Here is a 10,579-nt window from a genome sequence, read left to right as displayed (position 1 = left end):
TCATATCTCTCCCTGTTGGGTTTCACCCGAGCCACAAAGGGCGATCGCTTTTTCCGTCATATCTCTCCCTGTTGGGTGAAACCCAAGCCACAAATGTTGGGTTTCACCCGAGCCACAAAGGGCGATCGCCTATTTGAGTAGGTTGGGTGGAGGTACGGAACCCAACACCACCATCTCACCCTACTAACTGAGCGGGAATCAAACGATCGCACCCGGTGGGGGTAGGCGGTTGATGATCAGATCGCTCCGAGTTATTAAAATCCCTCAAAAATGAATTGCGATCGCTTAAACCTCCATAGTCCAGTTAGTCCTTGGTACTCAGATGTTAAACTCTCCGTCATCATGATATGCTTGTCGGGGGTTGGCCGCGACTACTCCCCGTGAGGTTGTATATTGTTTAACCAGTGAAAATCATTAGGTAACTTTAGTTCCTGATGTGGTTCCGGTTTGGGGTAAGGATGGTTATGGCGATCGCCTGGTAGAATTGAATGCTGGGGAACCGATTTTGTCCGTGGTTAGCCCCATTCACCGTACAAAAATCGAGGGTTAATCACTATGGCGATCGTCGTTTTGGAGAATATTTATAAGCGTTTTTCCCAGGAAAATACCCCCTCGGAAACCGACCGAGATAGAGCCGTCCTTCGTAATATTAACCTCACCGTCCGTGATGGTGAATTTATGGTGTTTGTCGGACCTTCTGGCTGCGGAAAAAGTACCCTATTACGCTTGATTGCTGGCTTGGAAACTCCCACAGCCGGAAAGATTTGGATTGGCGATCGCTTAGTTAATGATTATCCTCCCAAAAACCGCGATGTCGCTATGGTATTTCAAAATTACGCCCTATATCCCCACATTAAAGTTTATGATAATTTGGCTTTTGGGTTGCGACGTACTGGCCAACCCGAAAAATTGCCTCAAAGACTAGCCGGAACTATAAAGCGATCGCTCCCTTTTCCTAATTCCTTCCGTAACCAGTCTAGTCGGGAACGTTCCATTGCGCTGCGAGTACAACAAATTGCTGAGATGTTGCAAATTGAACCCCTACTAGATCGGTTTCCCAAACAACTTTCCGGCGGTCAAAAGCAACGGGTCGCTTTAGGAAGGGCTATGGCTCGAAATCCCCAGGTTTTTCTCATGGATGAACCCTTATCTAATTTGGATGCTAGGTTACGCACCGAAATGCGATCGCAAATTGTTGACTTACAACGACAGTTAGGAACTACCACTATTTATGTTACCCACGACCAAACCGAAGCTATGACTATGGGGACTCGAATTGCTGTCCTGAATGGCGGACAAATTCAGCAAATTGACAGTCCCATGGTTTTGTATAACTCCCCCGCTAATCGTTTTGTAGCCGAGTTTATTGGCTCTAGTCCCATGAATTTTCTCACCGTTAAATTGTCTAAGTCCGGTGAGTTAATCCATCCCCATTTTCGCCTCAGTTTATCTCAGGAAACCATAGCTAATCTCACGAATTTGGCTGATCAGTCTATCGTTTTGGGCGTGCGTTCGGAACATTTAACCCTCGCAGAACCTAGCCCGAATCATCTTAATGTCAGGGTTGAACGGGTCGAATCCTTGGGACATGAAACCCTGTTATTTGCTAGGTTTACCCACCCCCCAGAAGATGGCTTACAGGTGAGGATTCCCGCAGCCATTGATGTCAGTTTGGGGGATAAAATTAACTTGGCGATCGCCTATGAAAAAGTGCATCTTTTTCACCCACAAACAGGCGATCGTCTTTGATTAACTATGTTTAATTAACTCTATAACTGCTTTTCCACAGGATATATAAGCCATACCTGGTCTCAGGGCATACCCAACAAATACTAGATATCTGTTAGGTTAACATATAGTTATATGTTCATTTAATAATAGTCTAGGGCTTCCAGATAGCCACGACAATTATAAAGTTTTACTAACAACAATTCACTCCCAGAAGCAGACGTGATAGCATTGCTGCTTAAACTTACCCAATTAGTTATTTGAGGTGAAAAAAATGCCCCTGAATAAACGGTGCATCGCCGAGTTTCTCGGTACGTTTTGGCTCGTGTTCGGAGGTTGTGGTAGTGCGGTATTAGCAGCCGAATTTCCACGGGGTGTTGATAATCCTTTTGGGATTGCCTTTATTGGTGTGGCGATCGCCTTTGGTCTCACCGTATTGACTATGGCTTATGCCATTGGTCACATTTCCGGTTGTCACCTTAACCCGGCAGTTTCCTTTGGTTTATGGGCAGCAAAACGCTTCCCAGCCTCGGATTTACTCCCCTATATTGTCGCTCAGGTTATAGGTGCGATCGTTGCCGCCGGTTTGGTCTATCTAATCGCCATAGGTCAACCAGATTTTATCCTTACTGGTACTAATCCTCTGGCTACTAATGGTTTTGGGCCTCACTCTCCCGGTGGCTTTTCCTTACTTTCGTGTTTAATCACAGAAGTAGTTCTGACATTCATGTTTTTGATGGTGATTTTGGGATCAACAGATAGCCGAGCCCCCAAGGGCTTTGCTCCTATTGCTATTGGTTTAGCCCTAACCCTAATTCACTTAATCAGCATTCCCGTGACCAACACTTCTGTTAACCCCGCTCGCAGCACAGGACCAGCCCTGTTTGCTGGCGTAGAATTGTTTAGTCAAGTGTGGTTATTCTGGTTGGCTCCCATTGTAGGAGCGATCGCCGCCGGATATGCCTATACAGCCTTATTTTCTGAAACGCCAATCGAAGAAACCCCCGCTATTGTCGAATAACTAACTATTGCGCTTCCCTCCATATACAACACGGCAAAAATTCGGGAGTTTGGTAGCTCCGTCTTTTTAAAGCGGGGCGGAAAAACGACTCGGCGGCTTTAGCCGCAATGACTATGATAGAATGGTATCGCCTTCTCTATGACCCAAATGAAAGGGGCTTAACATCCCGTGAGGGCAGACTTGCATCATGCAGAAATGTCGGCAGCAAAGACGTTTCATTGGCGAGAGACAAAAGGTGATTGAATGAAAATAAGTAAAAGGAAGCCTTCGGGCCACCTATAGAGGCGTATTTGACTTCGCCTAGGAGTCCGACTTGTCGGAAGTTCTGAAATCCCTCCGGGGAATCCCCGTCGCTTTAGCGCGGGGAGTAGTCAACACAAGGATCCTCATTGTCTTTCTGTCAATTCTGTATATACACACAAACGATAGGGACAACTATATGTTGTCCCTACTCAATTTTTCCCACTATTGCGGTTGCTGACCCGACACCACCGGAGCCGAACTTCTTAATTCCAGTTCTGGATGTTCCGACTGTACCTGTTGACAATTCCACTCATTCTTAAATAACAAAACTGGGCGACCCCAACTGTCCTTAACAGTAACAGTATTAAACAGTCTTCCCACCTTGGTTAACGCTTCCCATCCCCCTGCTACCCATCTAGCCACACTATAGGGTAACAATTCTAGGCGAGTTTCCACCCCATATTCATTCTGCATCCGAAACTGAACTACCTCAAACTGAAGTTGACCCACCGCCGCCAAAATTGGATCGCGTTTAGAATCATCCTGAGAATACATGATCTGAATTGCTCCCTCTTCCCTCAGTTCTGTAATACCCTTATTGAACTGCTTAAATTTAGACGGATTAGGATTTTTCAGATAGGCGAAAAGTTCCGGCGAAAAACAGGGAATCCCCTCATATTCCAGTTTTTGACCATTGTAGATGGTATCACCGATCGCAAATACTCCCGGATTATTTAAACCAATGACATCCCCAGGATAAGCCGCCTCAATTGACTCACGATCCTGCGCGAACAGTTTTTGCGGACGTGACAGACGCACCGTTTTTCCGGTTCTAGCATGGCTAACCGTCATGTCCTTCTCAAATCTTCCTGTACATACCCGCACAAAAGCCACGCGATCGCGATGTTTCGGGTCCATATTCGCCTGTAACTTAAACACAAACCCTGTAAACTCTGGATAATCTGGGGGAATATCCCCAATCGTGCTATTGTGGGGACCTGGTTTTAACGAATATTCTAGGAAAGCATCCAGAAACAGTTGTACCCCAAAGTTAGTCATGGCGCTACCAAAAAATACTGGGGTCATTTTCCCACTATGTACCGCCGACAGATCCAAGTCTGAACCTAAAGCGTCCAACAGTTCCAATTCTTCCTTGAGTTGATAATACAGATCCTGGTCTAATAAATCCTCAATGCGCGGATCTCCCAAATCTATCACTGTATCTACCGCTTCCCGAGAACCGTGGGCTGTCCGTTCAAATAGATGAATTTGTCCCTTATGGCGGTCAAAAACTCCTTTAAAGCGATCGCCCATACCAATTGGCCAGTTTACCGGGTAAGGGTGTAACCCCAATTCCTGCTCAATTTCATCAAGAAGTTCCAAAGGTTCCCGACCAGGGCGATCCATTTTATTAATAAACGTAAAAATAGGTAAGCCCCGCATCTTACACACCTCAAACAGCTTCCGGGTTTGAGGTTCTAAACCCTTAGCTGCATCTTCCAGCATCACCGCATTATCCGCCGCCGCCAACGTCCTATAGGTATCTTCACTGAAATCTTGGTGTCCGGGAGTATCCAGTAAGTTAATCTGAGTGTTATGATATTCAAACTGCAACACTGTTGAAGTGATGGAAATCCCCCGTTGTTGTTCCATCGCCATCCAGTCTGATGTCGCGTGACGCTGCGACCTGCGGACTTTTACTGCTCCCGCTTCGTGAATGGCTCCTCCATACAGAAGTAGTTTTTCTGTTAACGTGGTTTTTCCCGCGTCTGGGTGGGAGATAATGGCGAAATTACGGCGGCGTTGCACTTCTAGCTGTAATTCGTCCTTAATTTCTGTTGACATAGGACCTTGATAGATTTTGCCATCTCCGACGTGACATCCTCCCGTCATCGAATCAAAGATTACGACACGGGCTTCCTTACCTCACGATAAGGCATTCCTGCTTCCTTGGTCTTCCCCAGCAGTTGTTGGTACAAGTGGCCGAAACCTCCCAACAGTCTTACCCCGTTCCGACAGCTCCACAGGCATTACCACCCAGAGTACCTGGGCTATTGAATTATCATAGCAGATACAAGACTTTTCTTTCTGCATTGACAGTAGGGGCGGGTGCTTCTGTCAGCTACTACCAACACCAGCAAGACTGCTACACCCGCCCACGGGGTGCTTCTGTCAGCTACTACCAACACCAGCAAGACTGCTACACCCGCCCTCGGGGTGCTTCTGTCAGCTACTACCAACACCAGCAAGACTGCTACACCCGCCCTCGGGGTGCTTCTGTCAGCCACGAACTGCTACACCTACCCTAGCCAAATAGCTGCCCAATTTTGGGATTAATGGGTAACTGTGTGTCCAAACATTAGCTTACAGACTAATCCCTTCCTACCAAACTATAACTTTATTAACTTTTGTAACAAAATTTTAATAAATGTTGCAAAAAATTTTTTTGGGGGGAGGGGGGTTGCCTTTGGCGGCTACTTGCGCTACACTTTTAATATAATGGGATGGTTGTAAAATTTTTATTTTTGGCTATATCCAATTATTAAAGATATTGTCAATATAATAGCAGGAATGCCCTGGGTTGTCAATGCCCGCGAGGCAAAAAAGCGACCCCAATTTTTTTTTGAAAAAAAATCAAGATACATCAAGACCGAGGGGGTGGGACTTTAACTTCGGAAATGGAAGATTTAGGGTTTTGATCGTTGGCTTTTTGGTTCAATTCTCGGATGCGGCGAGATAGTAAGCGAATAATATTAACCGCAATACCAGGAGTCTCATCAATAGCATCATAAAGCTGCATCTGTGTGAGCATGAGACATTCACAGGGTTCTAGGGTAGTGACAGAAGCCGATCGCGGTTCAGCATCAAATAGAGACATTTCGCCAAAACAGTCTTCCTTACCCAAACGAGCCAATTCACGATCGCCATGATGAACCTTGACCTGACCAGAAACGACAATATAAAGCGATCGCCCTTCTTGTCCCTCAGTAAAAATACTTTGATTAGGGGGAAAAGACAATTCATCCATAACAGAAGCAAGACGCACCAAGAAATCATCCCTAAGTTCTTGAAAAATGGGGACTTTTCGGACAAACAATAGGCGTTGTACGCTAGTTAACATAATCAGACGAGGTAAAGCGCGAGTTAGTAAACTTGAATCCAGAGGGACTCCCCATTGCTCAAGGCATTTCGGTTTTTATGTGTACAGCTAATTCCGAGATTAATTGTTGTACTTGGTGAGCCACCAAAGGGTCTGGATCGGTTTGTAGCATTGGCAATAATTCTACCAAAGCCTGACGCGCTCCCATCTTGAGGTAAGCCAAAACAGCTTCCCGGACAAAACCTGTGGGATGTCTCAGACACATCAAAGTCTGTTCAGCGGTGAGACTCCAACTGGCGGACCGCGCTTGGTGGAAGCAACAAGCCAAAGACCAATCCGAGAGGAAATGGCGAAACTCCAGTAAACGACGAAGGCGCTCGCTAGGTGTCATTGGTTTATAGGAAATCAAAGGGGAGAGGTCCTCAATTTTTTGGACAATAGAGTGATTATCCAAAATGCCAATCAAGGCTCGTTTACGGGAAATATCAACAGTATTATCCAAGATTTCCAACCCACGAGCAATATTTCCCTGTTGTCCAGAGCGAATATTGAAAGCCGCCGCCTGAATAGATCCGAGGGAGTAAAGGAACTTCATCAGCAGAAAACAGCGGTCTATGGCATCAGATTCAAGATTACGGAGCGCGCGACAGAGCATTTCTAGGGGGGAAGCGACCTCAAGGGAGACAGTAGAAGGTAAGATAGGAGCTGTAGGTTTTTCAGGTTCGAGGTCTAAAAGAGTGCTATAGATTTGACCAATAAACATCAACTCCTGTTCAATTAACGTTTCCACCCCATTACGTCCAATGCGGTCTAAAGTTCTTTCAATCCCCGCATCATCGGGAATTTTCAGGAGAATGCGGAGAATATTACGTCGGGTGGTTCCCCAGGAAATTAACAGATTATCAATGAGAGTATCTAAGGCTTCTGGCGTACCAATTTCTCCCAAAGCAGACCAAGCCTGAAGTCTGACCAAATCTGATTTATAGATATCCGTTGCTATTCTCATTAATAGAGGAATAGCCTCATTTCCCAATCGGACTAAGGCCATTCTTGCTGCTTCTCTGGTAGAACGGTAGGAAACGGCTTTTAATAGGGAGCCATAGTATTCTTCCATCTTAGTAGCCGCAATGACTTCCAAGACCGAACAGCGGACCCTGAGAGATTCATCAGCGAGGAGGTCATTAAGATAAACTCGCAACCCTTGCAGATAATCAGCATCACCCAGAGCCCGGACTCCCATCACCCGTTCGGGTTCTTGATTAGAGACGATCATGCGGCGGATAGTATTAGTAGCCGCCGCTTTTTGTTCGCGATCGCCACGACGCATAATCAAGGCTGCGGCTGTTCCCCGTACCACCGGATCGACCCTTGGTTGTAGGTAAGGTTTCAACTGATTAATATCTGGGTTAGATTCAGTTAACCAGATATAGCGTAGTGCCAAAGCCAAAACTTCAGGAGGTAGACTGCTACGAGATAGGGATCTAATCGCCTCTAAATGAGCGGGATTAGGATAATCTAGCATCAGTTCTAGGGCTTGACGCTGAAGATTCGGGGACATAATCTCCAGTAGTGGAACCAGAGTATCCCCGACATTTTTAGGATCAAGTTGGCTGAGTAATTCAATACAGGAACGCTTATCAGCTTCTGGGGTTGGCTGTTTCAACTCATCGACCACCGATCGCTTGAGGCTACGCATATCAATATCTGTAGTTCCCAGGCGACCGCGTTCAGCACTACGGACTAGAAGTCTTACATATTGGGAGCGAATTTTCCAGACCACCCACAACCAGACAAAAGCCAACAAAATAATAGTTACGACAAAAATCAGACTTTGGTCTTGCAGGAAAATACCTTCTGGGACACCATCGGGTAAAAATAGGTTAATCAGCCACAGCAACAGCAAAATCCCGATACCACTCAAACCCGTTGACAGGGGTTCAAAGACACCATTAACCAGGGTCTGAATATCACTCCTAATATTTTCTGGTAGGGGTTGAAATAGAACCGTCCCGGTAGTTTCGATGAGAGTGTAGTGGAACAGTTCATCTAAAAATCTGAGAATCAAAAACCCTATAAATATGGTAAATAAACCCGTAGCCCCCCCTATCAAGGAAAACAGGCCCAAGGCGACTACCCCCACAGGAAGGATAGATGCTGTACCAAACACGCCTATTTTTTCGACCAAGCGACTGGAAGCAAACCACTGAGTGGCTACTTGGAAGGTACTCAAAACCCCCTCAAATAGTCCCAGGAAGCTAACAATCCAACTAGCGCCACCGATACTACGGTATTCTAATTGACTGAAAAACTGGAAATCGACCATGACATAGACGACTTCAGCCATGACGAAAAATAGCACCAAGGGAATGACATAGCCTTGTAGGGGACCTTTGAGGCTACGGGTACTAAATTCGGGGAGTTCGTCTTCGGGGGTCCACCGGGAAGAATCTGGGAAAGACTGTTCATATCTTTGGGACAGATAAAATAAAACACCTGCACCCACGAGAACCATAGTCCCAGATACTAGGGTGACATTGTTTAATCCTACAAATCTCAGCAATAGAGGTAGGGAGAAACCGCTAACCACCCCAGCCACCAGATAACCACTACTGATAATGGGATAGGTGCGCTTGATCTCCCGAATGTTAAAAAGTTGATTAGAGGTAATGGAGGTATTGAGATCGTTGAGAAGATAACAAGCCTCAACCCACAGCCACATGACAAATAGGGTAACAAACTGAAGACTTAATCCCAAGAACCTGAAATTTTCTATTCTCAAACCAAAACGAAATAGAAACAGGGGGATTGCCATCAGTAGTAAAATCAGAACAATCACCCGGCGCAGGGGTAAAAAGGTCTGTAACCGAGAGTAAACTACACCCAAACTAGACCCGATCCCAGCACTAGCAATATAAATCCAAGGCAGTTTTTCTGCCCCATATTGATCAATAAATAGGCCGACGGTACTTAGTTCTAACCAAATCAGTCCGATGGATGAAAAAGTATAAACTGCGAACATTAATAAGGTTCGCTCTACTTCTTCTGGGCGGAGATTTAGACCGCGTAGCACACCCTGTCCCACTCCTGCGGGTTCACCAATTCGCTTTTCCATCCCGTATTGAGACCCCTCAATGTTATCTGAAAACACCTGATAGCCACTTTGGCCGCCTCTCTTTATAGGGCGGATGTAGCGGCTAGGGCAAATTTATTCGCCTACCTACTATTGCTATCTTTTCATTGGTATCCTATAATAGCATAAGGTTGTTAGAGTGAGCAATGATTGTATACGAGTTCGCCCATCAAAGCTAAACCATCTCAGTACCAAGCTATAGACGAGGCTATTCGCACATCTCAGTTTATCCAAAACAAATGTTGGCGCTATTGGATGGATAATAAAGGGGGGGGTAAATATGACCTAAATAAATATTGTGCTGTCTTAGCGGCTGAGTTTCCTTTTGCCAAGGAATTGAACTCGATGGCTAGACAATCAGTGGCTGAACGCGCTTGGTTTGCTATTTCTCGGTTCTACGATAACTGTCAGAAAAAAGTTAAAGCCTTGACTTCGCTGAGTGTTAAGGGTAAAAAAGGTTTTCCTAAGTTCAAAAAACATAGTCGCTCTGTTGAATATAAAACTAGCGGATGGCAACTTTCGGAAACCAGAAAAGCTATTACCTTTTCTGACAAAAAAGGTATCGGGACTCTGAAATTAAAGGGAACCTGGGACCTGAACTACTACGACATCACACAAATTAAGCGAGTAAGATTAGTCCGCCAGGCTGATGGATACTATGCTCAATTTGCGATCGCTGTAGATGCTGTAGATGCTATGGTAGAGAAGTCTGTGCGAGATGTTTAGGAGTGAAATAAGGCTGCAATGCCTGAAATAACCTCCTAGAGGGAGTTAGACCTTCGACAAGTCTACCCCTTAACTGTATATATGTCCCGACGCTTAGAAGTCGTGACTCTAAGCAAGGCAGGGAACTCAGGGTCAATCCCATTTTAAGAAATCACAAAGTACCGTCCAAGTATACTTAGGAGGAGTATTTAACCCACTTGGGGTGATTATGGGAAAGAGTAAAGGCGATAGCCACCCCCAGTTTTAGGATTCACAACCCTAGGATTGAAGCGGGGAACGGAAGGCGTGATGTAGAACATACTACTATATGCGACCACTGCCAACCATCCATGATTAGGGAAACCGAATGTCTGGCCTGAACCATCGTAATTACCAAGCAGCGAAATATGTTGACACGCTGCGCTCAAAAGAGCAAGGGGAAAAGTAGGAGTTTAGACTTACTACCTACAAAGACCTTTAAAATTACCCCGGTGGATAGGACAAATCTAAAGATGGAATGCCCATATATACGGAACGTTGAAACCCCTATTGGGCTCTCTACGAGTACATCTCGTAGAGTAGTGAAAAGTGTAAGCGTATGGTGCGAGACGTTCGGGTATGAAATAGGGCTGAAATGCCCGAAATAACTACC

Annotated in this window: 7 protein-coding genes; 4 read left to right on the top strand and 3 right to left on the bottom strand. The window is 45.5% G+C overall.

Annotated elements, in window-relative coordinates; genetic code table 11:
• The first annotated feature begins 555 nt into the window (after positions 1-555).
• Entirely contained in the window at positions 556-1,749 is a 1,194-nt protein-coding gene (locus ACTIE0_RS11355; RefSeq protein WP_006624339.1) for an ABC transporter ATP-binding protein, read from the top strand.
• A 253-nt stretch (positions 1,750-2,002) separates the two neighbouring features.
• The gene (gene aqpZ / locus ACTIE0_RS11350) at positions 2,003-2,749 is read left to right on the top strand and encodes an aquaporin Z (protein ID WP_006624338.1); all 747 of its coding nucleotides are present in this window, start codon (positions 2,003-2,005) and stop codon (positions 2,747-2,749) included.
• A gap of 465 nt (positions 2,750-3,214) precedes the next feature.
• On the opposite strand, the gene ACTIE0_RS11345 is transcribed toward aqpZ, so the two are convergent.
• Entirely contained in the window at positions 3,215-4,837 is a 1,623-nt protein-coding gene (locus tag ACTIE0_RS11345; protein ID WP_035760108.1) for a peptide chain release factor 3, read from the bottom strand.
• A gap of 209 nt (positions 4,838-5,046) precedes the next feature.
• Between ACTIE0_RS11345 and ACTIE0_RS11340 the strand changes: the two genes are divergently transcribed.
• Positions 5,047-5,301 carry a hypothetical protein gene (locus tag ACTIE0_RS11340; protein WP_315663630.1) on the top strand — a complete coding sequence of 85 codons (255 nt, stop codon included), beginning with the start codon at positions 5,047-5,049 and terminating at the stop codon, positions 5,299-5,301.
• Between the two features lie 335 nt (positions 5,302-5,636).
• Here the strand turns inward: ACTIE0_RS11340 and ACTIE0_RS11335 are convergent, their stop codons facing one another.
• Together ACTIE0_RS11335 and ACTIE0_RS11330 are read right to left on the bottom strand one after the other, a co-directional pair.
• The gene (locus ACTIE0_RS11335) at positions 5,637-6,113 is read right to left on the bottom strand and encodes a Crp/Fnr family transcriptional regulator (RefSeq protein ID WP_006624335.1); all 477 of its coding nucleotides are present in this window, start codon (positions 6,111-6,113) and stop codon (positions 5,637-5,639) included.
• Positions 6,114-6,171: 58 nt separating this feature from the next.
• Entirely contained in the window at positions 6,172-9,204 is a 3,033-nt protein-coding gene (locus ACTIE0_RS11330) for a HEAT repeat domain-containing protein (protein WP_006668437.1), read from the bottom strand.
• A gap of 168 nt (positions 9,205-9,372) precedes the next feature.
• On the opposite strand from ACTIE0_RS11330, the gene ACTIE0_RS11325 reads away from it, so the two are divergent.
• Positions 9,373-9,948, top strand: a complete 576-nt coding sequence (locus ACTIE0_RS11325; protein WP_006624333.1) for a hypothetical protein — start codon at positions 9,373-9,375, stop codon at positions 9,946-9,948.
• The last annotated feature ends 631 nt before the right edge of the window (positions 9,949-10,579 follow it).

Source organism: Limnospira sp., from assembly GCF_051859755.1.
In the GTDB taxonomy this organism is placed as follows: Bacteria; Cyanobacteriota; Cyanobacteriia; order Cyanobacteriales; family Microcoleaceae; genus Limnospira; species Limnospira fusiformis.
The sequence above is the reverse complement of the archived record's forward strand: the minus strand, read 5'-3'. Positions and strand labels throughout refer to the sequence as shown.

Bases quoted from the DNA above. Each gene is read 5' to 3' on its own strand.
- ACTIE0_RS11330 (WP_006668437.1), bottom strand. From the start codon at position 9,204: ATGGAAAAGCGAATTGGTGAACCCGCAGGAGTGGGACAGGGTGTGCTA.
- ACTIE0_RS11345 (WP_035760108.1), bottom strand. From the start codon at position 4,837: ATGTCAACAGAAATTAAGGACGAATTACAGCTAGAAGTGCAACGCCGC.
- ACTIE0_RS11335 (WP_006624335.1), bottom strand. From the start codon at position 6,113: ATGTTAACTAGCGTACAACGCCTATTGTTTGTCCGAAAAGTCCCCATT.
- ACTIE0_RS11355 (WP_006624339.1), top strand. From the start codon at position 556: ATGGCGATCGTCGTTTTGGAGAATATTTATAAGCGTTTTTCCCAGGAA.
- aqpZ (WP_006624338.1), top strand. From the start codon at position 2,003: ATGCCCCTGAATAAACGGTGCATCGCCGAGTTTCTCGGTACGTTTTGG.